Source organism: Microcoleus sp. bin38.metabat.b11b12b14.051 (assembly GCF_013299165.1).
GTDB lineage: Bacteria > Cyanobacteriota > Cyanobacteriia > Cyanobacteriales > Microcoleaceae > Microcoleus.
Genome location: NZ_JAAFKD010000020.1, coordinates 55,329 through 81,676, shown reverse-complemented (window position 1 = coordinate 81,676; position 26,348 = coordinate 55,329). Strand labels below are relative to the sequence as shown.

Here is a 26,348-nt window from a genome sequence, read left to right as displayed (position 1 = left end):
TGGATTTTGGATTCTAGATTCAATCCAAAATCCAAAATCTACAATAAAAAATCGGAATGACTGCTGGATACATCCTAGTATTTGTAATTTTAGTGTTGGGGGGTACGATCGCCACTGTCAGCGATCGCCTGGGAACGAAAGTCGGCAAGGCCAGATTGAGTTTGTTCAAACTGCGCCCCCGCGACACGGCTGTTTTGGTGACAGTGATGGCCGGCAGCATCCTGTCAGCAGTTACTCTGGGCATTTTATTTGCTACCAGCAAGCCGCTGCGAACAGGTGTTTTTAGAATAGACGAGATTCAAAAAAGACTCAACAACGCCCGCCGAGAAATCAACCAAGCCACTCAAGAAAAAAATCGAGTTGAAACTGAATTAGCAGGGGCCAGAGCCGCTCAAGCGCAAGTTAAAGCCAATTTAGAGCAAATTAATCAATCCCTCCAGGCAGCTAATGCTGAGCAAGCTCGCACCCAAAAAAAATTAAATTCGCTGCGGGCCCAGCTCAACACTGTGGAAGCAGCCAAGTCTAAAACTCAACAGCAGTTAAGTCAGGTAGAAGCGGCGAAATCGCAAACCGAAGAACAGCTTGCGACGGTGGAAGCTGCGAAATCCCGCACCGAAGAACAATTGAAATTGGTGGAAACGGCCCGATCGACTACCAGAACCCAGCTCGATCGCACCGAGAACCAATTGAAAACAGTTTCAGGTCAAAAAACGACTCTGAGCTCGGAAATCGCCCAAATGCAAGCGGAACGCCAACAGCTAATCGAGCAGCGAGAGCAGGTAAAAACTCAAATTGCCCAGCGCGATCGAGAAATTGCCAAGCGAGACGCCGAAATTGCCCAGCGAGAGGCAGAAATTAATAAACGAGATGCGGCAATTGTCGATCGCAACCAACTAATTGCCGAGCGAGACAAGGAAATTGCCCAACGCGCCGAAAATCTCGCCCAGCGCGATCGCACAATTGTCGATCGCGACAAAGTAATTGCCGAGAGGGAAGCACTGTTAGAAACCCTCGCCCAGCAACAAGCTCAACTCGAACAGCAACAAACATTATTGCAGCAGCAAGTGCAAGTTTTGGAGCGCGACTTTCAAGCAATCCGCGAGGGAACAGTTGCGATCAGGCGCGGTCAAATTTTAGCTGCTGGCGTGGTTCGCATCCAGGAAGCGGGTACGGAAAGCCGCGCGATCGATCGACTCTTGCAAGAAGCAAATAAAACCACCGTCGAACTGATGCAGCCGGAAAATACGAAAGTAAGAGATCAGGTTATTCAAATTACTAAAGCCGAAATCGATCAATTAATCAGTCAGATCAAAGACGGTCAAAACTACGTGGTGCGAATTGTCGCCGGCGCTAATTACCTGCGGGAAGAAAAGCGAATTAAGGTATTTGCAGAAGCCGAAATCAATCGAGTGGTGTTCCGGGCGGGAGATGTGATTGCAGGGGTGGCTGTCGATCCGGTAGCTTTGGCCGACGAACAGGTGCGGCAGCAGTTGCAGCAATTAATCGAAGCTTGTCAATTTCGCGCTCGTTTGATCGGGGTTGTCGGCGGTAGAGTCCAAGTTGCGGACAATCGGATTGAAACTTTGGCCGGTTTTGTCGATCGACTGCAACAGTACGATAAACCATTGGAGGTTCGGGCGATCGCCGCCGATGTCACCTACATTGCCGGCCCGCTGAAAATAGATTTAGTTGCCCTCTCAAACGGAGTCGTTGTTTTCCGCACCGGACAACAGGAGCCAGCCAGAAGAGACTTGAAACTTCAATAAGTGCGATCGACATATCGAATTCGAGCCAAAATTTCGGGCGATCGAATTACAATTTTGCTTGACATTTTCGCGCCCTTGACATATCATTAAATAATGGAAATCCGTGCCGCCATATATATAGCAATCCTAAAGTGCGTCGCACCAAAAATCTGCAAATAATAGCGACAATCTCGGAGCGACGCACCGCCACCGCTAAGATAGATAGTAGGGTGCGTCGCCACCAAAAATCTGCAAATAATAGCGACAATCTCGGAGCGACGCACCGCACCTAGAGAAACGGGGTTTGTGCGCGGGGGTGAAAGAAACCGGGTTTTTTCGATCGCTCAAAACTGGGAAGCAAAGATTGTGACAAAAACCCGGTTTCTGATTTGAGCGCGGGGTGAAAGAAACCGGGTTTTTTCGATCGCTCAAAACGGGGAAGCAAAGATTGTGACAAAAACCCGGTTTCTGATTTGAGCGCGGGGTGAAAGAAACCGGGTTTTTTCGATCGCTCAAAACTGGGAAGCAAAGATTGTGACAAAAACCCGGTTTCTGATGTGGGCGCGGGGGTGAAAGATAGTAGGGTGCGTCGCTACCAAAAATCTGCAAATAATAGCGACAATCTAGGAGCGACGCACCGCCACCGCCAAGAGAGCAAAGAGATAAACTAAAAATCTAACCCTGAGATATTGACATCACAAAACAAAAATTTGCTCAATTCATACCATTTGTAATAATTATTGCAATAGTATATTGTTGAATCTGCCGATCGTACAACTTAGCGCGAATGGTGCGTCGCTATGAGATTATACATTTTTGTGCAGAGATTTTTAGTAGCGACACACCCTACGGAATACTGTAGGATAATTTTTCAAAATTGGTATCAAATGTAGGAGCGTGCGGTGTCATGTCAGACAATCAAAATGAACCCAGAGAATACGATGCCGTCCTTGGAGGACAAAATTCAATTCCTGTCAATGCTGCGGTACTCGGAGGCATAGCCGGTGTTAAAAGCCGCTTAGCCTCACCCATTGTCGAAGTGAGAATCGCCGCCCTCTCCGAAGCACTGAAATATGGAGAAGCAGGTTTAGATTTGATAATTCAAGCAATGCAGGATAAATCAATGCAGGTGAAATTTGCTGCCTATTCACTGCTGAAAGATCGAGATGACTTAAAGATAAAACCGCAGTTTCAAGACTATCTCCCTATATTTGAATTTGATGTCATCACAGTCGATGCAAAAGGAAAAGAAAACAGTCCCAGAAAGTCTTTTGCTCATTACTTCCCTGAAGACTTAGGTAATGGAGTTGTACTAGAAATGGTTGACATTCCTGGTGGTACATTTATGATGGGTTCACCAGAAACAGAGGCAGGTAGGAGTGAAACAGAAAGTCCGCAGCATCAAGTAACAGTACCGGTTTTTTTTGCAGGAAAATACCCCATCACTCAAGCACAGTGGCAAGCAGTGATGGGAAATAACCCATCGACCGTTAAAGGTGAAAAACTTCCTGTAGAAACAGTAAACTGGAATGAGGCTGTAGAATTTTGCCGCCAACTTTCTGAAAAAACAGGCAAGAATTATCGCTTGCTTTCGGAAGCTGAATGGGAATATGCTTGTCGCGCCAGAACTACAACACCTTTCTATTTTGGCGATACCATTACCACGGATTTAGTTAATTATGACGGGCGTTATCCCTTCGGTGGTGCACCGAGGGGACCTTACCGCGCACAAACAATGGATGTGGGGAGTTTTCCTCCGAATCCCTTTGGACTTTATGATATGTACGGTCAGGTTTGGGAATGGTGCAGCGATAGGTGGCACAATAGCTATGACGGCGCACCGATTGATGGAAGTTCTTGGGAAAGTGAAGCAGATCATTACCGGGTGCAGCGTGGAGGTTCGCGGTACAGCAATGCGGTCTATTGCCGTGCTGCCAACCGCAACTATAACTTGGCGCGCCACTCGAACGGGCTCATGGGTTTTCGCGTAGCTGTAGTTTTGCCACTTCCTTCCTCCCCGTTCTCCCTGTGATGACTCTTCTCTACTCTTTAATTTTGTTTTTGCACTAATCTTTGCACGCGATTCAAAATAGTAGGGTGCGTCGCCATCTACAATTTGCAAATCAAATCGACAATCTCATAGCGACGCACCGCCAGAATCAGATACGCCTTCTGATATCGTGTCTGGTCGATTACCATAACAAAAAACGGTTTGTAGTGCGGACTTCAGTCCGCAATATTGAGCGGACTGAAGTCCACACTACGAACGGTTTGTAGTGCGGACTTCAGTCCGAAATATTGAGCGGACTGAAGTCCACACTACGAACGAATCTTGCTGCGGGGGTCAAAGAAACCGGGTTTTTTCGATCGCTCAAAACGCGGAATCAAAGATTGTGGCAAAAACTTGGTTTCTGATTTTAGATATTATATGGCCGCACGGATTCCCATGATGATATAATATGTCAATCCTACAAAAAAGTCAAGCAAAATAAGTACGATCGCCCGCAAAGATTTTGAGACATTCTTTAATGCAAGTGTCAGATTAGATATAGGTCGCTTGGCGCTGAAGCACAACTACAAACTTATTAACACAGGACTAATAAATATGATTTTAGGTTTCGATCCGGGTAAAGACAAGTGCGGCATCGCCGTCATGAGTAGAGACAAGAATGTTTCCTACCATCAAGTTATTCTTTCCGATGCAGCAGTATCTACCATTCAATCTCTGTGCAAGCAGTTTCCCATTGAGTTATTAGTCATGGGAGATCAAACAACTTCCAAAAGTTGGAAACAAAAACTCAGTCAGAGTTTGTCACCCTTTATAAAAATTATCCAGATTGACGAGAGATACAGCAGCTTGGAAGCCAGGACTCGTTACTGGGAAATGTACCCACCGACGGGACTTACTCGCTTGATTCCCCAGGGGATGCGGACTCCGCCGCGGCCGGTAGATGATATAGTGGCGATCGTCCTGATTGAAAGGTATTTGAACAAAAGTGAGTGAATCAGTCGCATCCAACTAATTTTGTTGAACCATCCACACCAAAAATCCTAAGATATTTTCCACAGGAAGCAGGGGATAATCGGTAAGGTCGATCGCAGCCGTGGTTCCTGAAAGCTTGAGAAAGCGCCATTGAGTGCCGCTGCTGATACAACCGTAAATAGTTGCGATCGGGTGTTCTGCTGCTTCGTTAAAGCGCTGTGCCGCTACCATTTCAGCAATACATTGACCGATCCCTTCGTTCAAATCGGCTTTTTTTGCTTCCACCACTACGATCGCGGGCGCTTCTACGGTAAGCTGTTCGGGCGATCGGCTAATTAAAAAATCTACGTATCCGTTGAGATCGCAACTGGGATCGACATTGAATTCCCGTCCCGAAAATAAACTGATTTGGCGGTTCATCAAGCGTCGGACTTCTTGCAAAACTGGGTAGACAATGGCTTCAGATCGGGCTTTTTCTGAATTAACTGCGATCGTCCAAGGCAAATCTTCTAATTCGCTACTCAATCTCGGACTGGGATTAATTGATTCTACCTGTGGAAAAAACCGACTTCCCTCCACGATAGTTAAATGAAAGTCTTTTTTAGCTCTAGTAATTGTAAATTGACTGTAGGGCATAATGTGCGATCGCTCTTTTGGTAATACAGACTTTTATTCTTCTAATTATGCCTAAATTAGAAAGAACATACAATTTTTTCGAGCTCAGCTAATAAAATGCACCCTAAATTTATATAATTTTTGATTGAATAACAGTATTGAGGATATTTAAACAAAAGTTAATCAATTTTATAACCCTTCCCACTCATCTCTGGTAATATTGCCTTGACGTAATATCCTAGATAACAATGCTTGACTGATATCTCCCTGATGAGGATTGGGAATTGTCAGCTTCAATTCACCTTTTACCATGTATTGATGCTTCCCACCAGGGTAAGGCCCGTCAAAACCAACCTCTCTCAAATACTGAACTAAATCGCGGCGACTAATTGGCCCAAAGGTCGGCATTAGGCAACCTCTTGGCTAATATTCAGGTCAATACCGTTGAGGATAGGTAAAGTGTGGCTAAAACGCAACCCTAAGATAATCCATCCTTCCAAAGCGTCTTGCAAATCTTCGCGGCAAGCTTCAGGCGTCGCAGCATTGCCCCATACACCTTGACACTCAGGAATTTCACCGTAGAAAGTACCGTCTTCAAGCAACTCATAGATTGCTTTCTGCATGGCCGTAGTGATGTACTTAGTAAGCATTTAACTCTGGAAACTCCTTAATAAAGATTCCCTAAAATTAATATATCACAAGTTTTGACAGGGGGCAACTTTTCTCAGTCCGGGAGCGGGAATAAATATGTTTCTGCTTATTTTAAAGTTTTTAGTCAAATAAAATGCAATACGGTTAACTTAAGGTTTATTTGTCATTGCGCTTCGGGAAAGCAATCGCAGCGCGTCTATTTATCACATCGTTTTTCCCGGTGAACCGTCTTAATTGAACCGTATTGGGGCATAATGTGCGATCGCTATTTATGAAATTTAAAATGCTACAGACAAGATACGCAAGGCACACTTAAATTGTATATTTAGGACGATGCTCAAAGCCCATCCCACAAAAGTTTGATCAAATTTTCGCTGTCAACTGTCAACTGAATGAAGATCGATCGCCCATTTCCTGCAACCAATTCACCAAATCGTCCGCGCTATTAAAATCAAGCACAGCTTCTGTCAAATTATCGAGTCGATCGCTAGATAACTGTGCAATCCTAGATTTAATTGACTCATCCAACGTTCCCAACTTTCGTTCCAGTAAACGAATCACAGTATTAATTTGACGCTGCAAACTCTGCTGCAAACCCTGCTGCAAACCCTGCTGCAAACCCTGCTCCAAACCCCTTTCTAATCCTGTTTCTAAAATTTCTTCTCTCGACCTTTGCTGATCTTGCAGATAAAACACCTGTGCCTCCAATTGATCTAATTCTTTGCGACTGAGGTTCACGGCATTAGCAATATCAAAAGCTTGCTGAATTGGTGTAGTTGTTTCCAGCGATTCTGGAATCATTTCTAAACTCGGTGCTTCTTTAATGAAATAAATCCACTTGTCAACTAGCAACTCTAACTCATCAAGAGATTTATGAAATTTCGGTAATTCCACAAAAATCAGCGTCATTGTCGGACAGATATAATCAAAGTGTTCTTCCTCTTCTCTAAAAGAAAAACGTGAAATTACTTTGTTTGTGTTTTCAAACAAAATAAAATCTGTAATTGTGATGGCAATTACCGGGTCTAAATTTACGTAGCCCTTGCCCCGCGTCAGTTGATTTCCGTAAGCTTTCGCCGCATTGTAGGCAATCCGTTTTTCAAAGGCTTTAACATTCAAAACTTGCATTTCGATAATCACGATCGTCCCGTTATCGAGGGTTGCTTTGACATCTAAATATGAGTCTTTAGAACCCAGAACTTCTCCGGCTTGATACGGGTCGATAATTTGTAAATCTTGAATCGTGGGATTCCCTTGATAAATTATGGCATTTAAAAAGCTGATGAGAATTGGCTTGCTTGATGCGGAAGCAAAGATTTTCTTAAAGGCAAAATCTGTCCTGGGATCGATAAATGTCATGGTTTTTATCTCCGATTTATAATTTATTTTTTTGAGTCTCGACGGATCTATTATTTTTTAGTTTGTAGTAAGGACTTTAGTCCTTCCATTCTTAATTTTTTAGGACTGAAGTCCTTACTACAAACCAGGAAATCAACGAACAGCAGTTAACTGTTTATCCTTAACTTCAACTGGTGCAGTCAAAGCTGTTTCTAAATCAGCACAGCCGAGTTTTTCCTCCAATATTGCCATCACTTCTCGCCCGAAGTCATTGGAATTTCTCTGCCAAGCTTCTAAACAAATTTGTCCGAAAAACGAACCCAAAGGCTCGGGATTCCACAGCAATTTGCGCGCTGTCCAAGGCATCAAACTCATCGGATCGTAATCTGGTTTCAGAATATCCTGTTTGAAGGCATATTCTTCTAAAATTGTGTGCGGCTGCAAGCCGATGAAGAAAATCGCCGGTTCTACTTTGTCAACTCCGAAAATTCGTTCTAATTCCCGATGATAGGCAATAGTTTGTCTGATGGTTTCAAAGGTTTCGTCAATGACGTTGAATGAATAATTTACCGAAACTACATCGTTATAACCGGCGGCTTTTAAATCGTGGCAATTTTCCAAAACTACGCGCAAGTTGTAGCCCATCCGCATTTTGCGAACCAGTTCCTGGGAACCGCTGGTGATGCCGATTTCAAAGTAATTCATTCCCGTTTTTACCATCAAATCGCACAATTCGGGTGTGAGATTGTCGGCGCGGATGTACGCAGCCCAGTGGATGTCTGTCATCCCGGAGGCGATGATTTTTTGCAATAATTCGATCGCATCATCGATGAATTTGCGCGCGGGGATAAATTGAGCGTCGGTAAACCAGAAGTTGCGGATACCTCGATCGTACAATTGGCGCATCTCCGCCACCACCTCATCCCCCGGATTGATCCGCACTTGCTTGCCTTCAATCACCGTATAAATACAGTAACAGCAATTGTGAGGACAGCCGCGCTTGGTTTGGACTCCGAGGTAGAAGTCCATATCCTGTAGATAATAGGAAAATTCCGGCCAAATGGTTTCGATGTAGTTGTAATTGCAAGCCGTTTTCTCGATGTTGGCTGGCTTTTCGTGAATTAGTCGATCGCGCGGTACAGTTTCTCCTACTACATAACACCTTTCCTGCGCCAAATCTTCGCCTTTAATCAACTTCTCCAGCAAAGCTTCACCTTCGCCCACCGAAACCACTGTCCCCGTCGGCAAACTGCGCCCCAACTGCTCGTAAAACACGCTCACAGCGCCACCACCGACCACTGCACGAGCTTCCGGGCAGTATTTCCGGGCCCGCTTCAATCCGCGCTTAATTAGTCCCAGATTGCGCCAGAGTTCGGTATAGTAAGACGTAGCTAAACGCAATCCCCCGATCGCACCCCGGAACTTGGTCAGCAGATTTTTGGCGTAGTAAAACTCGAAGGCATTTTGCAGCGGATTACCGCCTCTACCGCCGACGGGCGCGTAAATTTGAATATCCCGCCAAGAGAAAACCAACAGCGTTGGCTTAAACTCATCGATGATCGCATCCAAACCTTTCGCATAATCCAGCGGCGGTACTGCGCCTAAGTCGAAAATCCGCTGTTGGACATCGGGAAACAGCTTGTGCACGTGATCCGAAAGATACACAACTCCGATCGGGAAAATCGGATTGCAAGGGAGGCGAACGTACAAAACTCGGTTTTCTTGGTTTTCCATGGTTGCCATATCCTAATGTGGAACTTTTTTAACTATGTTTATATTCTTTTAATATAACTTTACATTATCTCTAATTTTCGCAATTTAATATTAAATATTTTTAATTTTTGCTAAGATGCCTAACGGCGAGCTTGTGGGTGTCGGTGGGCGACAGCAGCCGAAAAAAGCAGCTTTTTCGGGAAATACAGCCTATTTTGACTAAAAATCGCAGCTAGGAGTCGAAAAGCAGATTTTTATTCTGAGACATAGAAAGTTTTGGGCGATCGGTCTCTCATGTGTTATTCAGTTGGTAGTCGGCTTTACAACAGGCCGGGATCGCAAGATGTTAGCCTAATAAGATAACTAAAACTTTTAGGCAAAGCCCCTCAGCAGTTATGGCTCAAATTCTTGACCCAGTACCCTCAGACGCCGACAGCAAAATTCTCTGCTGCTACGTCAACGCCACCAGTCAGATTCAAATTGCTCGCATCTGTAACATTCCTAACTGGTATTTTGAACGAGTGGTATTTCCCGGACAGCGTTTAGTGTTTGAAGCGATGCGGGCCGCAGCATTGGAAATTCACACCGGGATGATGGCGAGTGCAATTTTGTCGGATAAAATTCCTTGCGATCGCTTGCAGATTAACGAAGGCCCCTACTCAAACGTCAATCTTAGCAGATCCCGAGGGGCAGTTTCGGGCGATCGCACGCCAGCCACCGGTCGCCCCAAATCCCGACAAATATCAGAACCTTTGACTGTACCCGCACTAACAGCCGTCGATTAATAGAAGTTGTGAGTTTTGAGTTAATTGATAACTCCGCGCTCAAGATTCCAACTTCTGCAAAGCTGTAGAAACTCAACAGTTAAGAATCAAAGTTTCTGAATAGACTTTTAGATCGAAACTCAACACTGCAAATATAGTCCTGTTTTCCATATTTGTCTGAGTATTTGTAGAGTGCGTCGCCATCAACAATCCCTGCTATTTAATCGACTTTTCGAGTGGCGACGCACCTTATACCATTTCTCTCAAGTGTTGTTAGATAATTATTGATTTTGTTTGCTCGACTCTTCAAGAGTATAGGTGCGTCGCTATCAGACTAGCGATTTTTATTTGGGGATTTTTAATGGCGACGCACCCTACGGCTCTTTTTTTTCTTCAGTCCGCGGAGGCGGACTTGGTTTTTGTAGGCGCGGTTTCAACCGCCGTCTTATCTTAATTGAAGAGTGGGCGGTTAAAATTACTTTATTTTCTTCAGTCCGCGGAGGCGGACTTGGTTTTTGTAGGCGCGGTTTCAACCGCCGTCTTATGTTAGTTGAAGAGTGGGCGGTTAAAATTACTTTATTTTCTTCAGTCCGCGGAGGCGGACTTGGTTTTTGTAGGCGCGGTTTCAACCGCCGTCTTATCTTAGTTGAAGAGTGGGCGGTTAAAATTACTTTTTTTTCTTCAGTCCGCGGAGGCGGACTTGGTTTTTGTAGGCGCGGTTTCAACCGCCGTCTTATCTTATCTGAACAGGATTGATATTAGTTTGTTTTTCATATTTGCCTGAGTTTTGTTCGCGAGCCAGAAAGCTGTGCAAAAATATCAATATACAGCTTCTCAAATTTCAGTTATGTCAGCAGAACCGATCGCACTTTCCCCATCTTCCCCCCCGGTATTTGAGCCGGCAGTATTCCGGCTTTCTCCGCTAATTAGAATCACGCTGTTGAGTTTGTACGTCGCCCTGAGTATTCCCTTACCGTTTTTGTCGGAAGTCACGAAAGCACCGGTTTCGCCCGCAGCACTGTGGGTGGCAATTGCGATCGGCGCTGTGGGCTTGTATGGCGTGCTGTGCGAACGGGTAATTCTCAGCGAGGAGGGGATTCAAGTCACCTATCCGAACTGGTTTCCGCGCGTGTTTCGCAAGGGTTGGTCGCTTCGTTGGACTGAGGTGAAAGCTCTTAAACCTCGATCGACCGGTCAAGGAGGTTTAGTATATTATTTTCTGAGTCATGCGGGTGAAGGTTATTTGTTACCGATGCGGGTGGCTGGATTTGGTAAATTCGTGCGTTTGGTGGAAGCGAAAACGGGTATTGATACTACGGATGTTCGACCTTTGTCGCAGCCTTGGATGTATCTGATTTTGCTCTTCTGTACGCTGTTGCTGCTATTGGTGGATGCGTGGACGATCGCAACTGCGATCGCTCTTCAAGGTAATCTGTAAATCTGTAAGTTAAGTAGGGTGCGTCAGCTAAGGAAATTTTCGCTACAAATTGACAATCTTACAACTGACGCACTCCTCAAATAAATGGTGCGTCAGAATTAGATTAGCAGTGATTATTTAAAATTACCAAACTGACGCACCCTACCACTAAAGTTAAGTAGGGTGCGTCAGCTAGGGAGATTTTCGCTACAAATTGACAATCTTACAACTGACGCACTCCTCAAATAAATGGTGCGTCAGAATTAGATTAGCAGTGATTATTTGAAATTACCAAACTGACGCACCCTACCACTGACGCACTCCTCAAATAAATGGTGCGTCAGAATTAGATTAGCAGTGATTATTTAAAATTACCAAACTGACGCACCCTACCACTGACGCACTCTTCAAATAAATGGTGCGTCAGAATTAGATTAGGAGTGATTATTTAAAATTACCAAACTGACGCACCCTACAACTTAAAATTATTGTGGGGTGGGCCGGAGATCCCGCCCCAAATATATAGCCTTTCTCAAATGTTATTAATGAAAAACCCGGTTTTTTTGAGAAGCCGGGTTTTGCTGGTGTATTCTATTGTTGATTAGAAGTTACTTAGCTTCAGCCGATTTCCGAGTGTTACGCGATTCGTAGTAAACTCCAGAACCTGTATCGGAGACAAAGTGACAATCCCAGTAAGAGCGAATAAAGCTCTTCCAAATTGGATCGGTTGACTTGCGGTAATAATCACCCAACAAAGGCTTAATTGCTTCTGTTGCTTCCTTTAAGTGATAGTGCGGCATTGTCAAGAAAATGTGGTGGGCTACGTGAGTACCGATGTCGTGATGGATGGAATTGATGATTCCATAATCGCGATCGATCGTAGATAACGCACCTTTCAAGAAATACCAGTCATCTCCGCGATACCAAGGAATATCGGATTCTGTGTGGTGCAGGAATGTTACCAAATCCAGCCAGATTACAAATACTACGTAGGGAACTAGGTAGAATTTGAGTAAAAACAGCCAACCAAATTGATAGGTTAACGCGCCTAAAAAGGCTACCATTAACACTAAGGATGCGGAACTCGTCAATACGTCCGCTTTTTCGGAAGGACGGAAAATCGGGCTACCGGGCATGAAGTGAGAACCTACCCGATCGGGCGATCGCTTAAACAGATAAATTGGATATGCAAATAACAGCAGATAAAAACGTCCTAGCTTCTCGTACCAGGTCATTTCATTGTATTTGCTCTCCGACACGGGATACCAGCTTTCATCGTTGTCCAAGCTGCCTGTATTCGCGTGGTGGGTTCTGTGGCTGATCCGCCAACCGTGGAATGGTACGAGAATTGGTGCGTGAGAGAGGTGTCCGATCAGGTTGTTGAGCCATTTGCTCTTAGAAAATGAACCGTGCCCGCAGTCGTGGCCGACTACAAACAATGCCCAAAACATGGTTCCTTGCATGAACCAGAAGATTGGATAAAATAACCAGGAATCGAGGCTGTAGGCGATCGCATATAAGCCTGCGATAATCCCTAAATCCAAAAAGAAATAAGCTAGAGATCTCCAAGCCGAGGGTTCAAAACAATGGGCTGGAATGGCTGCTTTGACATCAGCAAGAGTAAAAGGTAACTCTTTTGTACGAGATGATGAGCCTTTATCGCTCGGCGGATTGATAACAGTGTTTGATTGCACGAAGTTTCCGATTTAAGCTGACTTGAGAAACCGCATTCCGCCTTTTAACAGTCAATCGATTTTAGATTTTAGACTTCGACTTCGCTCAGTCGAACGATTTTAGATTTTAGATTTATTCCAGAGATGAATCTGCGGCTTAAACTAAATATCTAAATTTTTTGGCTGCTCGTGATACAAGTCGAGGGCTTGTATCCCTGTGCGGGTGAGGTGATCTTTTGCCCGCGAGGAGCCATATTCTTTACTTGGCAAGGGTTTCTAAAGTTATTTAGTTCGCATCAATAGCCCGCCCGCAATTCTCAAGCAATTGAGCTTGGGGAATACTTGTGTGGCAAAAATTTGTGCGATCGACCCTGTTATCTAAAAAAATCTCTTGTACCCGTTGTTGGTGCGAAATGCGACTTCAATTTGAGATCGCACTTTTGGAGGAACTATCTCCAGTTCGCAGGTAGCATACAGCATTTCGAGCAGGAATTGTCAAGGAATTTGTAGGTTGAGGCGATCGATTTTAGATGGCGATTTGAAATTTGAGATTTTTTCTCCAATTCCAAACCTCAAATCGGAGTCTGGGGTTTCACGCAAGTTCTACCCAACCGATCGCTCACTACAAATTCACAAATTCTGCAAGATTTGCTAGAGCTAAGTTAATGTAACATTTCTACACACTTTCTGGCAATGAGTTACCAGAAAAATTTGAAAATTCATAAATTGCTGAAAGTGGCCGCCCAAAATGGGATGAAAGCCCCCGAAAATTGTCGATAACTCAAGCATTTTAGATTTTCGTTCAAACTCCTAGATTGACTGCGCGGCCAGTCATATCATATCCGCTCGATTCACAAATATCAAATTGGTTCGTAGTACGGACTTTAGTCCGCTCTTTTCTTACGGACTAAAGTCCGCACTACGAACCGGTCCGCTCGATTGACAAATATCAGATTGGTTCGTAGTACGGACTTTAGTCCGCTCTTTTCTTACGGACTAAAGTCCGCACTACGAACCGGTCCGCTCGATTAACAAATATCAGATTGGTTCGTAGTACGGACTTTAGTCCGCTCTTTTCTTACGGACTAAAGTCCGCACTACGAACCGATCTATTTTAGATTTTCTAGGTTGTAGCCTTTTCTAAGATGAGCTTCTCCCGTTTGACGACTGCGGGAATCTCGATCGGATAATCGCCGGTAAAACAGGCCGAACAAAAAGTTTTCGTGTCTTCATTCGTGGCTGTCAGCATTCCTTCCCGGCTCAAGAAAGCCAAGGAATCAGTCCCAATTTGAATGCCAATTTCGGCGACTGACTTAGTAGCAGCAATTAACTGATCTTGATTGTCGGTGTCGATACCGTAGAAACAAGGGTGAGTCACCGGCGGCGAGGAAATTCTCATGTGAACTTCGGTAGCACCCGCATCCCGCAAGGCTTTGACAATTTTGCGGCTGGTAGTCCCGCGCACGATGGAATCGTCGATAATAATTACCCGCTTTCCTTCCAACACATCTTTGAGAGGGTTGAGTTTCATGCGGATTCCTGACTCGCGCATTGTCTGAGTCGGTTGAATAAAAGTGCGTCCAACGTAGCGATTTTTAATCAATCCTTCGGCGTAGGGAATGCCGGAAGCTTGAGAAAAGCCGATCGCCGCTGGGATGCCAGAATCGGGAACGCCGATGACTATATCAGCATCAATGGGAGATTCGGCGGCCAACATCCGCCCGAGTCGCAGTCGGTAGGTATATAAATTTTCACCTTCCATAATGCTGTCGGGTCGAGCAAAATAGATCATTTCAAAGATACAAAGTTTGCGCTTCTGCTGCTGACTCCAGTGGAAGGAAGCCATACCTTCTTCTGTAATCCAAACTAATTCTCCCGGTTCTACATCCCGCAAAAATTCTGCCCCGATAATATCTAAGCCGCAAGTTTCGGATGCTAAAACGTATCGTACCGGAGTTGTGGGGAGAGTGCCAATTACCAGCGGGCGGACGCCGTGGGGGTCGCGGACTCCCATAACGCCTTTTGGAGTGGCGATCGTCAAACTAAAGGCTCCTTGGCACATAGCAAAGGCACTGATCGCAGCTTCTAACCAGTCTTTCCCATGGTCTACTTCCCAACCGATCGCCACTGCGATCGCCTCTGAATCCGTCGTGCTGACAAACTCGCAATTGCGAGACATCAATTCTTCCCGCAATTCTTTGGTATTGACAAGATTTCCGTTATGTGCTAATGCTAGACTTCCCAAACGGGTTGGAACGACCACTGGTTGAGCGTTGACAACGCGCGACGAACCCGTAGTAGAGTAGCGAGTGTGGCCTACGGCTAAATTACCTGGCAAATGACCTAAACTCGATTCGTTAAAGACTTGTGAAACCAGTCCCATATCCTTGTGCAGGTGGACTGTTTCACCGTCAAAAGTAGCAATTCCGGCTGATTCCTGACCCCGGTGCTGCAACGCGTACAAACCGAAGTAGGTCAACTTGGCGACATCTTCACCCGGTGCGTAGATACCAAAAACGCCACAAGCTTCCTCGGGCTTGTCGGGTTTGCTAGAATGCTCGTCAGCCTCGAAGGAATGGTTGGGAATCATAGATGGGTTGGCTCTTAATAGCGATGGTATTTGAGGGGGACAAGTTCACCGGTGAATTCTGTTCGGGAAGATGTCGCATAATTTAACATTTTCTTAATATTGCCACGAATCAGACCTCCTGTTCCAGATTTTAGATTTTAGATTTTAGATTTACTCGCCTCGATCTGGCGATTAAACTTTGACCTAAAATTGCGATCTCTCAACTACTGTTAAGTGGGAGGGCTGTTATCCGTGGCAACTGATGTCGGATTTCAGACTGAAGCTATGCGGCGTTCGATCGCATTGTAGTATCGATCGCCCAGTTCTGCGATATTAACCTCAATTAACGGCAGATTATCGGTAGTAAAAACCCGCAAACACGATTTAGTATTACCAACCAAGCCGATTTTCTGCCACTTCCCGGCTAAATGCTCCTGCAAATAGGATGTCCAAACAGCCTCGTTGGCTGGACTCACCGAAACTAAAATGCAGTTACCCATTTCGCCAAACAACAGTTCATCCCAACGCTGAGACCGCTGCGAGTTTGGGTACAGGTGGACTGTGGCACCCAGTTTAGCAGAAATGCAGGATTCCGCCAGGGCGATCGCAATTCCGCCCTCGGCGCAATCGTGGGCAGAGCGTACCCAACCGCTGCGAATGCCATCCCGACAAGCTTTTTGCACTTCTCTTTCTAGATTGAAATCAATAATTGGAGGCTTACCCGCGATCGTACCGTGAACAGCAGCCAAATATTCCGAACCGCCTAGAGTCGGAGAAGTTTGCACATCAGAATTTTCCGATGATTCGCCAATTCCCAACAGATAAATTAAATCTCCCTGTTTTTCCCAAGCTTGGCCACAAATCTTCGTCAAATCCGGAATCAACCCCACCATTCCGATTACCGGAGTCGGATAAATTGGTTGAGGATTTCCGTCAGCATCAACCGTTTCATTGTAAAGAGAAACATTACCGCCAGTTACTGGAGTTCCCAACTCGCGACAAGCATCAGCAATTCCCCGACAAGCCGATGCTAACTGCCAATATCCCACAGGCTTTTCAGGACTACCAAAATTGAGATTATCAGTAACAGCAAGAGGTTCAGCACCAACACAACTCAAATTTCTCGCCGCTTCCGCCACTACCGCCTTTGCACCTTCATAGGGGTCAAGATAAACATAGCGAGAATTGCAATCAACCGTTGCAGCAACTCCGGGAATAACCCCCCCTGGCCCCCCCTTGCTAAGGGGGGGAGAAATTTCGGGAAGTTTTCTACCTTGTCCCTTTGAAAATAGAGGAATTACATCTTCTTCCTGTTTGCTTGCAGAAGCTTGACCAACAGCATCTTCTCTCTGTAGCCCCCCCTTAGCAAGGGGGGGTTGGGGGGGTTCTTCTAACCCTTTAGCAAGGGAAGATTGGGAAGTTTCGACCGATCGCAATCTAACAACAGCAGCATCCGCGCCACCTGGTAACAGCACAGTATTGTTCTGCACTTGATGGTCATATTGGCGATAAACCCAGCGTTTAGAAGCGATGCTAGGAGTATCTAACAGAGTCAGCAAAATCTGATTCCAAGTCTGCAAATTACCTTGAACTTCGATACCGGCTGCGGTGCATTCCGGCAACTGAGCCGCCGTCCATTCCCAGGCTTTCCTAGCATATTCTGGCGGTTCTGTCAACAATTCGCGGTGATAAATTGGCGTATTATCAGCCAAAGCCGTCGCCGTAATTTCCGCAGCGATTTCACCTTTAAAGAGAATTCGGACGATCGGCTCTGCGATGACTGTCCCCGCGACTACAGCGTGCAATCCCCAGCGATGAAAAATATCAATTAATTCCTGTTCCCGTCCTTTGTGGGCCACAAAAAGCATCCGTTCTTGAGATTCCGAAAGCAGGTATTCGTAGGGAACCATACCACTTTCTCGAACCGGAACTTTATCTAAATCAAATTCAATTCCAACGCCACCTTTAGCTGCCATTTCCGATGTCGAACAGGTAATTCCCGCCGCACCCATATCTTGGGCGGCGACAACTGCGCCAGTTTTGAATGCTTCCAAACAAGCTTCAATTAAGGATTTTTCGAGGAATGGATCTCCTACTTGCACCGCAGGGCGATCGTCCATCGATTTCTCAGTCAATTCTGCACTAGCAAAACTTGCGCCTCCCATGCCATCTCGACCAGTAGTAGAACCGACATAAAGCACGGGATTTCCGATTCCCGCTGCGCCCGATTTAACGATTTCTTGAGTTTCCATCAAACCCAAAGCCATGACATTAACTAACGGGTTTTCAGAATAAGCAGGATCGAAGTAAACTTCGCCGCCAACTGTGGGAACACCGATACAATTTCCGTAGTGACTAATTCCCGAAACTACACCTTTAAATAATCTCTGAGTTTTGCTATCATCTAAATTGCCGAAACGCAGAGAATTCAAAAGTGCGATCGGGCGAGCACCCATAGTAAAGATATCGCGGAGAATCCCACCAACACCAGTTGCTGCGCCTTGGAAAGGTTCGACTGCTGACGGGTGATTGTGGGATTCAATTTTGAAAGCAAGTTGTAAGCCATCTCCCAAATCTACGACACCAGCATTTTCTCCAGGCCCGACCAGAATGCGATCGCCCTCTGTGGGAAACTGTTTTAATAGCGGCCGCGAATTCTTGTAGCAGCAGTGTTCGCTCCACATAACGCCGAACATTCCCAATTCAGCCTTATTAGGATGGCGGCCCAGACGCTGAACGATTTCTTCATATTCTTCGGGTTTGAGTCTTTCGGCGGCAATTTCTTCGGGAGAAAAGGGAAGGTTTGACATAATAATTGCAATGTTTTGTAGATTTTACATCCCGATCGGGAATTCTTTAAATCAGAACGCAGACATCAACGCCAAAGAAACCGGGTTTTTTATTTAATCTGAGAGTTGGAACCTGTGTATTTTCCCAAAAAACCCGGTTTCTGACCACCCCGGCGTCCAGGACAGTTAATGGTAATTTCGAGAAGTTTGTTGATAACAGCGTTCAGATTTGAAGTTCTAGTATGGATTGAGGGGGCTGCATTGTTCTCAACTTAATGTCAAAGATAGTACCAGTTATTTATCGCTCCGATTAACTCCTAGCACGCGATCGATCATACAGGCAAATTGAGAAGTTACCAAATATCCGATAATAATTGACATATATCTTGTTTTATGCTATGGCAACCACGCCCGACGGTTAAAATGTTCTTAATTCCTCAAACCCTTGTCGAAGATTCCATATGACATCTTCCTTCTTACCTCTTCCTTCGTGTCCTTAGCGTCTTCGCGGTTCGTACTTCCATCTTCCATCTTCCATCTTCCATCTTCCATCTTCCATCTTCCTTCTTCCTTCTTCCATCTTCCTTATGATTCAACCTCAAAATCTCAATTTTGCCAACCAAAACTTGCGGAACCGTTCATTTAAAGGGCTGGACTTATCAGGGGCGAACTTCAGCGGTTGCGACATTCGAGGCTGCAATTTCACCGGTGCGATTTTAAGGGGAGCAAATTTTCAGGGTGTCAGAAGCGGACAAAGCCGCCGGCGGGTAAAAAATTTGATTGCTAGGGCGGGGGTAACTGCGGTGACTGTGACAGTGGCTGGGGCTTTGGTTGGATTGATTGGCGGGGCGGATGCGGGGGCTGTGGCGGTAGCGGGGACGGCTGCGACAGCGATTGCTGCGACTCGGGGCGAGGCGGGAATTGTCGCTGGGGCTGTGGCGGGGGCTGCTGCTGCGATCGGGGCTAACGGTATTGTGACATTGTTTGGGGGGGATAATCTGAGGGGAATTGGTTTATTGTTAGTTTCTGGGGTAATTTTGGGGTTAACTGCGATCGGCTTTTTTATCGCAGTTGAAGAAATCGAAAAATTGTCAGTAACGTCGTTTAGAAAAGCTGATTTGACTGGTGCTGTATTCGATCCAGGGGCAGTTCTCGATGCCGATTTTTCCGATGCGCGAGGCTTGCCGTGGTAAGCTGTAAAACCAAATCCATTATGACAGTTCTGGACTACGACGAGATCCATATAAATAGTCCTGGACGCACGGGTGGTCAGAAACCGGGTTTTTCCGAGAAGACGCGCTATGATTCGCAGATTTGGGAAAAAACCCGGTTTCTTTGTCGGAGTGCGTCCAAGACTGATAAATTACTCCGGCAATGTTTTTACTTATTTTTGTTAATTAGATCGTACTAGCTTTGAGAATTTTAAACTTTTGTGACAATTTCAACTTTTTGGTAATTGTTGCGATAAAGGCGATCGATCTATCAAAGCAAAGAAATAGATCAAACATATAGCCTTTCGAGCGAAAGATGTACGTTGTTGGGGTTGAGTTTTGCGATCGGGGCGGCATTTTGGCGGCGGATTAGAAGCTGATTGATGATGGCGGAAGATGTTTTGGGCGATCGTACCCATAGACTTAATGTTAAATTAGACAAGATTGCAAAAATAGCTAAGACGGACAAGATGTCCATCCTACAAAAATCATCTTTTCTTGTGGAATGGGCCGGAGAGCCCGTCCTAGAATTTGATTAAAAGGACTTTTGCAATCTTGTCTATTTTCCTGTATTTTCAGTCACTCACAATACCTCCGGCGATCGACTTCTTTTCAAAGCAATAGATAATTGCCTCAATCGTTCGCTAACTTCTAAATTCGATTCTTGTGACTTCAAATTATGAGGTATTTCAGCAAACAGAAGTGGATTTTCCTGCAACCACTCATTGAGAGCAACGCCAGTCCAAGTACCTTCTTTGTCTCGGAAACTATCAACTAAACCCTTCAGTTCTTGAATACAGTATGACTCGAAACCAGCAGCACTAAAAATTGCATAGCGTAAGTATTCTTCAAACGCATTAATATCATTTTCTACCTCAAAAACTACAGCTTCTTGTGGCAATTTTATGTCTTTAGAAACATCTACCACTATTTGCGCTGCTACCCCAGCAATTTGTGTTGCTACTCCTGTAACTCCTAATACTTGTTGCCGAATCTCAGAATTAAATAGTAAATCTGAACCATACTTTACATATTTTTTGAGAACTTTAAAGGCAGCTTCTTCACCACTATAGTAGTTATCAATAATTTCAATATCTACCCCTAAACTTTTGATGATTTTATTTCGAGTATCACTATTAACTGGGCCGCGAATCAGCGCTTCAGCAACTGGACGAGCAAAGCGTAAAAATAATACGCTTAAGCTATTCTCTAGTTTTGCTAAAAAATATTCCTCTGAATTTTCAATGAGCCTGGGTTTTACTTGATTACTTTCCCATAATAAACTTGTCATGTATTCAACTAATTTTAATGCTTCATCCTTAAGTTCTAAAGCAAGTTGATGAGCAATTGCAGAGAGAAGCTTACTAATATCACCGTACAAATCATCACGCCAAGCAAAATTGGCTTTCATGCGGTCAAATTCGGGATTTGAGTTAGCAAGAAAAATGGTATCTTTCTTTTTAAATGTTTCCTCCCTGAGTTTCTGCATTTCGTTGTCAACGATTTGTAAATATCGTTCTCTAAATTTTTCTATTTGAGTGAATGACTTAGCATTAGAACTGTCTAAGGATTTGTTGACAATAGAATATTCATAGTATTTTTGTAAATCAGCTTTGATGGTTTCCCATTTTCGATTCCACCATTCTGTAAATAAAACCCGCCGATTATTTTCTTCAAATAGCTTGGCTTCTTCAGGATTTTCTGGATACTTTTTGCTGACTGTAAGATAAATTTGTTCAGAATTGCTGAAAATTTTATTGATAGACGCTTCGCATCTTTTCTTTAAAATAGAGACACGCTCAGTGTTGATATAGTTAAATATTTTCTCCTTAATTTCGGGAATCCCAGTGCCATTTTTATTCAGAGTTTCTTCATCGGTAATTCCAGTTAATGTTTTTAATCGAGCTTGAATATGGGTTGCGTCCCCAATCTCTAACTTAGTCTGTTCTCCTGCTAAACCATTCAACATTAGATAGGCTCCGGCTGAACCATGTACAATGCGTTCAGGGGGAAGGTTTGCACGTTTTAACCAGTCTTGAGATGCTTCTTCAATATGTGTTTTAAGCGCCTCTGCACTACCTAATGAATCAATGCGACTTAAAAAGACAAAAAGCTTATCAGCAACCGTGACGTTTTTATCGCCAAGTTCGGTAAACTTGATGATTTCTAGTTCCTTTTCTCGGAGGCTAGTAAACCGCTGTACCAATATCACCGCATCACAGTCAGAGAGCATAGCTTGTGCTTCATCAACGTGCTTTGCTAAACCTGAATCTAAACCGGGAACATCATAAAAAACAATTCCTTCAGCTTGAGCAAGTTTGTTAGTATAAAGTCTCGCCTCTAAAACAGCGTGAGCATACTTTTCATCTGCTACATACTTCTTGAGTGGTTCTCTAATATCTTCGAGTCTAGTAAAGGGAAAAGTCAGATTACCTTCTCTTCTTACCTGTTGTAAAGTTATTTCGTTGAATCCTATAGTATTTAGGTCTTCTTTCGCCCCTACTTTCTCAAGTTCTTTGAGTAAGTTGATAAACTCTTCTTCGGTTCTCGCTTGTACTTCTAGCCTTTGTTCAGACTCGTTTTCAACTGAATAAATTTGGGTTGTGGTAAATGTGCATCTTCCTCCCTTGGCTGGAAGTAAATCACATTGCAACCAAGCATTAATAAAGGTGCTTTTCCCGGCTTTCTCTAGCCCGACAACAGCGATGCGAAACTCGCGCTTTTTGAGTCTTTCAAGTTGGCGACGAGTTGGTTCTGCTTCTTGTAAAAGTACGTCTTTTAATCGAGCCGGAACTTCAGATTGAGGTAAGTTGGCTAAATTTACCGCGTGTCTTTGGATGTTTAAAGCGTCACTGAGACGAGTTTCATAGTAAGAAGAAGCTGTTTTCCAATCCATTTTGGGGTTCCTTAAATGCGGTTAAAGTTTTCTAAGCCAGATAAATTTCTAAGACAAGCGTATTGTTGAATAATACGCTGTCCATAGTTGGGTAGGTTTCTTTTTAATATGTAAGGGCTTTCTTTGTCAATCATTTCTTGCCCCTGATTGATATGAATTATAATATAAACTTCTCGGTTACTATTAGTTGGAATGTCTTCATTTGGCATTATTTCTAAAAATTGCTCTTTTGAATTAGCCTTATTAACGTCTGTGCATAGAAAATACGAGGCGTTATCTATCAGCGTTTTGAGGTCAGAAGTCTCTAGACGGTTGTCTGTAAAACCATTTGGATGCTTATCTTTTAAATCAATGATTACAGATGCTGGAACAACAAGACATAAAGCAGCAGTAATTGGTTCAGGAGGTAGTACCTGCAAAGAATCAGGTTTCTGATTTCTTGCATTACCTGTTGGCTCTTGCTTAGGCTTTCTTATGTATTGGATACACACAGCAACTCCCACCAGTATGCAGGCTATAATCACAATCCAAGCAATCTTTACCATATCTGGATTAATAACATTCTGTAATAAATTATCATTAAATGGATGTAAGAAGAGCTTGGGTTGAGGTATTAGGAAATCAATGTAATCTCGATCATCCTCTAACGAAGCATCATCTTTGATACCAAAACGAGTACATAGTTCGTCTGCTTTTGATTTTGATTGTTCGGACTCAAGTAATATATGTATTACTTTGTATAAAACGCCGTTTTTCTGATTTACGATCAGGGGGTACACTTGATCAAAAACGTCTTTATACAGTCTTTCTAGATGCTCATTTGCCACTTGAATTTTCATCCTCATTTTTTAAGAGTTTTCCTAATACAACAAATTCTTCTGCCAATTCTTGGGCTTTTCGTTCCATAGGTTGCCAAACATTTTTTTGCTTTTCATAATCTAAAGTTATTTCTTGGTGAGCTTTATCTAGTCTAGCTTGATAACGATCGAGAATATCATTTTGATTTTTATGTACCTCTTTTTTTAAACAATCAATTTGTTCTAGCAACCAACTGGCAATTTGTTTAACTAGGTCTGGTTCAGCTAATTTTACCTGACTATCCCAGTTTTTTAATAAATTCTCTGTGCTAGGAATTGTAGCATTATCGCTACATCGTGCTTCGTATTTTGGAACCAACCATAACCAGTGCCAAAAAATTCTACTCTCTTCTTCCCAATTGCCTTCTGTAATTGAAAAGCCAGATTCAAAACTTAAACTAAATGAAAGTTCTTTTTTAACTCGTATCAGTTGGGAATCAGGAAACCTGATTATTATGTTGGGTGCTTCTTTATTTGCTCCTTTTTCTAAATGGGATAAATGACAATTGAAAAGCTCGACCACGGCCTGGTACATCCTCTCTATTTCCTGATTAGAGATTTGTTTTAAAATATCTTTCATTACCAGATTCAAATGCTTAGACAAGTCGTTTAAGGCTTGATTTAGTAGTTCGAGATTTTTTTTATCCTCATCTGTTCTTGCTTCTCTTATTTCACCATCTCTAGCAGCAGACCCAGTGTAGCCTAAGTTTATTAGTCGTTTGAGGTTGCTTTCTAGAAGTTGTACCTGTGAATCATCTGCTTTTTTTAAATTTGGGTTTTTTACCAGTATCTGCCCCTTCTCCAAAGATTCTGCTACTGATTCTAAAACTTGCTTTATCCCTCTACTTAATTCTCTACTCCATCCATAAAGGGGGTATAATTTTTCTCCTAATTCCTTATAAGGTTCAACATCTTGAAGTTCCTTCAGGGTTTTTTGTAAATAGAACACAAGATCGTCTTCTGACTTTTTTTCTATGACTTGTTTAAATTTTGCATCTATCTTTTCAAACGGCATTCTCAAATTTGCATCGCTAAGTTGAAGAAAACGGTCAAGTGATGACCTAATGTGTGATATTTTTTCACATTCCTGTTGGTAGTGTTCTTCTGAACTGCTAAGAATGGCCGTGGTTGTTTGTACTGCCCACTCTGCTACAGCATTTCCAGCAGCTACATTAAAACGTTCTATAGCTTGCGGTATTACTAACTGTGGAAAGTGTTGATTAATATGTTCCTTTAAGTGTTGCTGAAACTCTTCTGCATAAGATTTTTTCCATAATGATTCAGAAACTCGGTTTCGGTCGTGTCTAGACCATTTTTGTACGTTACGTGGCAGGTCTTCTAGTATATCTTCATCAATTAATCCATTAAAATTGTTGTCTGCCTTTTTACACGCCTCAGCACTGAATATTTCATCATGATTTTGTATCTCAAGGGCTAGTAAAGCAGGCCAGGTACTGAGTTTTACCACTTGCAACTTGTCAATCTCTTCTGTATATTCTTTTAATTGTTCAGTCAATTCAGTTTTAATACTGCGGATAGCATTTTCAACAAAGCGATTTTCTGTGTCAGGCCAATTTCTATCGGCTCGGAAAACATCAATACGATTAAGAGTAAAAAGCATCCGCGCAGGGGAACCACCTAAATCTTTGACCTGCTGTACAACTTCTTGCAATAAGCTTTTTACTTTCTGTGCATCGGTTTCTGCACTATTGTATGTCACTATGCACAATGCCTCTCGGCACTGTTGAATCACATTTGCGTTACCTCGATCGCCCACATAGGCTAAACCAGGTAAATCAAGAATTTTTACCCTTGTTCCTTGGGGTAGTTCCAGTTGAGACTCTTTGACAAGCCGGAAAGGGTAAAAGATTGTAGATTGTGGACAAGCTAAATTCGGTTGTTTTTCTCTATTTTCGATATAACTTATCATTGCTTCGTATAAGCGCTGATAAATTTTCTCCTCTCTGATACCTCTCCATTCTCCACACTCCCACAATGCTCCTGGTGTTTCATGGATTATTAGAGACTTTTCCTTGCTATATTCGATAGTGACTGCCCCTGCGCTCATTTCACTTACGGCTACAGGAACAATTTCGGCTCCACACAACAAATTCACCAAAGTGCTTTTCCCGCTACTGGTGGTTCCTGTAGTCGCCAGAGTTCAGAGTCGGATTACGAAGTTGATCGACCAGATTGCTTAAAGCCTCGTCTAACTTCATAGAGAGTTCTTGCATTTCCGGCTGATATGTATCTGGTAAATGCTCGGAAATTTCTGTATAAAAATTATTCCAGTATTTAGCAAGCAGTTGAGCTTTGAATTCTACTTCGTCAAAAACTTTGTATAATTGTTTACTCATGTGTTAAATACTGGTGTTGATAGTGAATATGTATCCTAGTTAACATATTTGAGTCGCAACTTATAAAGGGCTGACAGTCGCACTGTTTAATCATGACTCTAGGGTATTAGACTATACCTGTCAAGATACGATCGCACTTTCTTTAAATAATTTTATACACAGGCTCTTCAGATTGTTGCAGGTCTTCAATCAGATGATCGGCCGGCGTTGCTGAATGCAGGTATCAAACGATCGCCCGATCGCTGAAGGATCGCTCTCACTTGTGATAAATTATACCCATATTTCCCAAGTCGATCGCACAATTTCTCAAAAGATCGATCGCACGCACAGTCGAGTTTTGTGCAAGATATCTCATCGTCATTGGCGTTAAAGGGCGATCGCGCGTTGAGAGTTTGTAGACTGACAATTACTGATTCCTCACCCATTCGCGGAATTCTCGCACTGCTGCGGTTGCGCCTGTCGTTTGAGTGCGATCGATAAATTCATCAACTTTTGTAGTCGGTAGCATCGTCCAAGCGAGGGGAAAATTGCACTCTGCATATTCGCCATTTTGCAATCGATAAAACTTGATGCTTCGTCCGTCGTAACGCCAGATTTCCGATACGCCTAAATCTGCTAGGCGATCGATCAGTCTGTTGCGATTTTCATGTTCTGGTAGCGGCACCATTATTTCTAATTGACCTTGACGATCAGCAATTCTACTAGAACGTTTGTTTCCCAGTTATGCGAGCAGATTTTTATATAATTTTCAACTGATATTTGGCAGTAAA

The 26,348-nt window shown here is 43.6% G+C and carries 23 protein-coding genes; 8 read left to right on the top strand and 15 right to left on the bottom strand.

Translation table 11 applies throughout. From position 1 onward, the window contains the following. Positions 1–56 precede the first annotated feature (56 nt). The 4 genes from QZW47_RS20535 to QZW47_RS20520 all read left to right on the top strand — a co-directional run bounded on the left by QZW47_RS20535 (position 57) and on the right by QZW47_RS20520 (position 4,749). Positions 57–1,766, top strand: coding sequence for a DUF3084 domain-containing protein (locus tag QZW47_RS20535; RefSeq protein ID WP_293130530.1), 1,710 nt, complete (start codon positions 57–59; stop codon positions 1,764–1,766). A 131-nt stretch (positions 1,767–1,897) separates the two neighbouring features. Further along, on the top strand, positions 1,898–2,038 hold the full coding sequence (locus tag QZW47_RS20530; protein WP_293130527.1) for a hypothetical protein: 141 nt from the start codon (positions 1,898–1,900) through the stop codon (positions 2,036–2,038). Between the two features lie 614 nt (positions 2,039–2,652). Then, positions 2,653–3,777 carry a formylglycine-generating enzyme family protein gene (locus QZW47_RS20525; RefSeq protein WP_293130524.1) on the top strand — a complete coding sequence of 375 codons (1,125 nt, stop codon included), beginning with the start codon at positions 2,653–2,655 and terminating at the stop codon, positions 3,775–3,777. Between the two features lie 573 nt (positions 3,778–4,350). Then, positions 4,351–4,749: a pre-16S rRNA-processing nuclease YqgF gene (locus QZW47_RS20520; protein ID WP_293130521.1), complete on the top strand. Its 399-nt coding sequence runs from the start codon at positions 4,351–4,353 to the stop codon at positions 4,747–4,749. A 15-nt stretch (positions 4,750–4,764) separates the two neighbouring features. On the opposite strand, the gene QZW47_RS20515 is transcribed toward QZW47_RS20520, so the two are convergent. The 5 genes from QZW47_RS20515 to QZW47_RS20495 form a co-directional block, all read right to left on the bottom strand. After that, entirely contained in the window at positions 4,765–5,364 is a 600-nt protein-coding gene (locus QZW47_RS20515) for a hypothetical protein (protein WP_293130518.1), read from the bottom strand. Positions 5,365–5,532: 168 nt separating this feature from the next. Beyond that, a complete protein-coding gene (locus QZW47_RS20510) occupies positions 5,533–5,751 on the bottom strand; it encodes a type II toxin-antitoxin system HicA family toxin (protein ID WP_293130515.1) in 219 nt (72 codons plus the stop codon). After that, entirely contained in the window at positions 5,751–5,993 is a 243-nt protein-coding gene (locus tag QZW47_RS20505) for a type II toxin-antitoxin system HicB family antitoxin (RefSeq protein WP_293130513.1), read from the bottom strand. The genes QZW47_RS20510 and QZW47_RS20505 overlap by 1 nt, the downstream gene beginning before the upstream one ends. Positions 5,994–6,378: 385 nt before the next feature. Beyond that, positions 6,379–7,353, bottom strand: coding sequence for an Rpn family recombination-promoting nuclease/putative transposase (locus QZW47_RS20500; RefSeq protein WP_293130510.1), 975 nt, complete (start codon positions 7,351–7,353; stop codon positions 6,379–6,381). A gap of 132 nt (positions 7,354–7,485) precedes the next feature. Next, a complete protein-coding gene (locus tag QZW47_RS20495) occupies positions 7,486–9,066 on the bottom strand; it encodes a photosystem II high light acclimation radical SAM protein (protein WP_293130507.1) in 1,581 nt (526 codons plus the stop codon). Positions 9,067–9,440: 374 nt separating this feature from the next. Between QZW47_RS20495 and QZW47_RS20490 the strand changes: the two genes are divergently transcribed. From QZW47_RS20490 to QZW47_RS20480, 3 genes are all read left to right on the top strand, one after another. Then, positions 9,441–9,830, top strand: a complete 390-nt coding sequence (locus QZW47_RS20490) for a DUF1830 domain-containing protein (RefSeq protein WP_293130504.1) — start codon at positions 9,441–9,443, stop codon at positions 9,828–9,830. Positions 9,831–10,157: 327 nt separating this feature from the next. After that, a complete protein-coding gene (locus QZW47_RS20485; RefSeq protein ID WP_293130501.1) occupies positions 10,158–10,565 on the top strand; it encodes a hypothetical protein in 408 nt (135 codons plus the stop codon). 91 nt (positions 10,566–10,656) lie between these two features. Continuing rightward, on the top strand, positions 10,657–11,247 hold the full coding sequence (locus tag QZW47_RS20480) for a hypothetical protein (RefSeq protein ID WP_293130651.1): 591 nt from the start codon (positions 10,657–10,659) through the stop codon (positions 11,245–11,247). 587 nt (positions 11,248–11,834) lie between these two features. Here the strand turns inward: QZW47_RS20480 and QZW47_RS20475 are convergent. The 3 genes from QZW47_RS20475 to purL all read right to left on the bottom strand — a co-directional run bounded on the left by QZW47_RS20475 (position 11,835) and on the right by purL (position 18,278). After that, positions 11,835–12,920 carry a DUF3474 domain-containing protein gene (locus QZW47_RS20475; protein WP_293130498.1) on the bottom strand — a complete coding sequence of 362 codons (1,086 nt, stop codon included), beginning with the start codon at positions 12,918–12,920 and terminating at the stop codon, positions 11,835–11,837. 1,102 nt (positions 12,921–14,022) lie between these two features. Further along, positions 14,023–15,489 carry an amidophosphoribosyltransferase gene (gene purF / locus QZW47_RS20470; RefSeq protein WP_293130495.1) on the bottom strand — a complete coding sequence of 489 codons (1,467 nt, stop codon included), beginning with the start codon at positions 15,487–15,489 and terminating at the stop codon, positions 14,023–14,025. Between the two features lie 251 nt (positions 15,490–15,740). Continuing rightward, positions 15,741–18,278 carry a phosphoribosylformylglycinamidine synthase subunit PurL gene (gene purL, locus QZW47_RS20465; protein WP_293130492.1) on the bottom strand — a complete coding sequence of 846 codons (2,538 nt, stop codon included), beginning with the start codon at positions 18,276–18,278 and terminating at the stop codon, positions 15,741–15,743. Between the two features lie 566 nt (positions 18,279–18,844). Here purL and QZW47_RS20460 point away from each other — a divergent pair. Further along, positions 18,845–19,450, top strand: coding sequence for a pentapeptide repeat-containing protein (locus QZW47_RS20460; protein WP_293130490.1), 606 nt, complete (start codon positions 18,845–18,847; stop codon positions 19,448–19,450). Positions 19,451–19,757: 307 nt separating this feature from the next. On the opposite strand, the gene QZW47_RS20455 is transcribed toward QZW47_RS20460, so the two are convergent. The 7 genes from QZW47_RS20455 to QZW47_RS20425 all read right to left on the bottom strand — a co-directional run bounded on the left by QZW47_RS20455 (position 19,758) and on the right by QZW47_RS20425 (position 26,245). Next, the gene (locus tag QZW47_RS20455) at positions 19,758–19,946 is read right to left on the bottom strand and encodes a hypothetical protein (RefSeq protein WP_293130488.1); all 189 of its coding nucleotides are present in this window, start codon (positions 19,944–19,946) and stop codon (positions 19,758–19,760) included. A 105-nt stretch (positions 19,947–20,051) separates the two neighbouring features. Then, complete coding sequence (locus tag QZW47_RS20450; RefSeq protein WP_293130486.1) at positions 20,052–22,364, bottom strand: dynamin family protein; 2,313 nt, start codon at positions 22,362–22,364, stop codon at positions 20,052–20,054. Positions 22,365–22,375: 11 nt separating this feature from the next. After that, a complete protein-coding gene (locus QZW47_RS20445; protein ID WP_293130484.1) occupies positions 22,376–23,203 on the bottom strand; it encodes a hypothetical protein in 828 nt (275 codons plus the stop codon). Beyond that, positions 23,181–25,337 carry a GTPase gene (locus tag QZW47_RS20440; RefSeq protein WP_293130648.1) on the bottom strand — a complete coding sequence of 719 codons (2,157 nt, stop codon included), beginning with the start codon at positions 25,335–25,337 and terminating at the stop codon, positions 23,181–23,183. The genes QZW47_RS20445 and QZW47_RS20440 overlap by 23 nt, the downstream gene beginning before the upstream one ends. Positions 25,338–25,353: 16 nt before the next feature. Then, positions 25,354–25,578 carry a hypothetical protein gene (locus QZW47_RS20435; RefSeq protein ID WP_293130482.1) on the bottom strand — a complete coding sequence of 75 codons (225 nt, stop codon included), beginning with the start codon at positions 25,576–25,578 and terminating at the stop codon, positions 25,354–25,356. 185 nt (positions 25,579–25,763) lie between these two features. Continuing rightward, positions 25,764–26,003, bottom strand: coding sequence for a hypothetical protein (locus QZW47_RS20430; protein ID WP_293130480.1), 240 nt, complete (start codon positions 26,001–26,003; stop codon positions 25,764–25,766). Then, positions 25,985–26,245, bottom strand: a complete 261-nt coding sequence (locus tag QZW47_RS20425; protein WP_293130478.1) for a hypothetical protein — start codon at positions 26,243–26,245, stop codon at positions 25,985–25,987. Before QZW47_RS20425 ends, QZW47_RS20430 begins: the two co-directional genes overlap by 19 nt. Between the last annotated feature and the right edge of the window lie 103 nt (positions 26,246–26,348).

Coding starts and splice junctions, on each gene's coding strand:
- QZW47_RS20535 (WP_293130530.1), top strand. CDS start 57: ATGACTGCTGGATACATCCTAGTATTTGTAATTTTAGTGTTGGGGGGT.
- QZW47_RS20525 (WP_293130524.1), top strand. CDS start 2,653: ATGTCAGACAATCAAAATGAACCCAGAGAATACGATGCCGTCCTTGGA.
- QZW47_RS20520 (WP_293130521.1), top strand. CDS start 4,351: ATGATTTTAGGTTTCGATCCGGGTAAAGACAAGTGCGGCATCGCCGTC.
- QZW47_RS20515 (WP_293130518.1), bottom strand. CDS start 5,364: ATGCCCTACAGTCAATTTACAATTACTAGAGCTAAAAAAGACTTTCAT.
- QZW47_RS20510 (WP_293130515.1), bottom strand. CDS start 5,751: ATGCCGACCTTTGGGCCAATTAGTCGCCGCGATTTAGTTCAGTATTTG.
- QZW47_RS20505 (WP_293130513.1), bottom strand. CDS start 5,993: ATGCTTACTAAGTACATCACTACGGCCATGCAGAAAGCAATCTATGAG.
- QZW47_RS20500 (WP_293130510.1), bottom strand. CDS start 7,353: ATGACATTTATCGATCCCAGGACAGATTTTGCCTTTAAGAAAATCTTT.
- QZW47_RS20495 (WP_293130507.1), bottom strand. CDS start 9,066: ATGGAAAACCAAGAAAACCGAGTTTTGTACGTTCGCCTCCCTTGCAAT.
- QZW47_RS20490 (WP_293130504.1), top strand. CDS start 9,441: ATGGCTCAAATTCTTGACCCAGTACCCTCAGACGCCGACAGCAAAATT.
- QZW47_RS20480 (WP_293130651.1), top strand. CDS start 10,657: ATGTCAGCAGAACCGATCGCACTTTCCCCATCTTCCCCCCCGGTATTT.
- purF (WP_293130495.1), bottom strand. CDS start 15,489: ATGATTCCCAACCATTCCTTCGAGGCTGACGAGCATTCTAGCAAACCC.
- purL (WP_293130492.1), bottom strand. CDS start 18,278: ATGTCAAACCTTCCCTTTTCTCCCGAAGAAATTGCCGCCGAAAGACTC.
- QZW47_RS20460 (WP_293130490.1), top strand. CDS start 18,845: ATGATTCAACCTCAAAATCTCAATTTTGCCAACCAAAACTTGCGGAAC.
- QZW47_RS20455 (WP_293130488.1), bottom strand. CDS start 19,946: ATGGACATCTTGTCCGTCTTAGCTATTTTTGCAATCTTGTCTAATTTA.
- QZW47_RS20450 (WP_293130486.1), bottom strand. CDS start 22,364: ATGGATTGGAAAACAGCTTCTTCTTACTATGAAACTCGTCTCAGTGAC.
- QZW47_RS20445 (WP_293130484.1), bottom strand. CDS start 23,203: ATGAAAATTCAAGTGGCAAATGAGCATCTAGAAAGACTGTATAAAGAC.
- QZW47_RS20435 (WP_293130482.1), bottom strand. CDS start 25,578: ATGAGTAAACAATTATACAAAGTTTTTGACGAAGTAGAATTCAAAGCT.
- QZW47_RS20430 (WP_293130480.1), bottom strand. CDS start 26,003: ATGGGTGAGGAATCAGTAATTGTCAGTCTACAAACTCTCAACGCGCGA.
- QZW47_RS20425 (WP_293130478.1), bottom strand. CDS start 26,245: ATGGTGCCGCTACCAGAACATGAAAATCGCAACAGACTGATCGATCGC.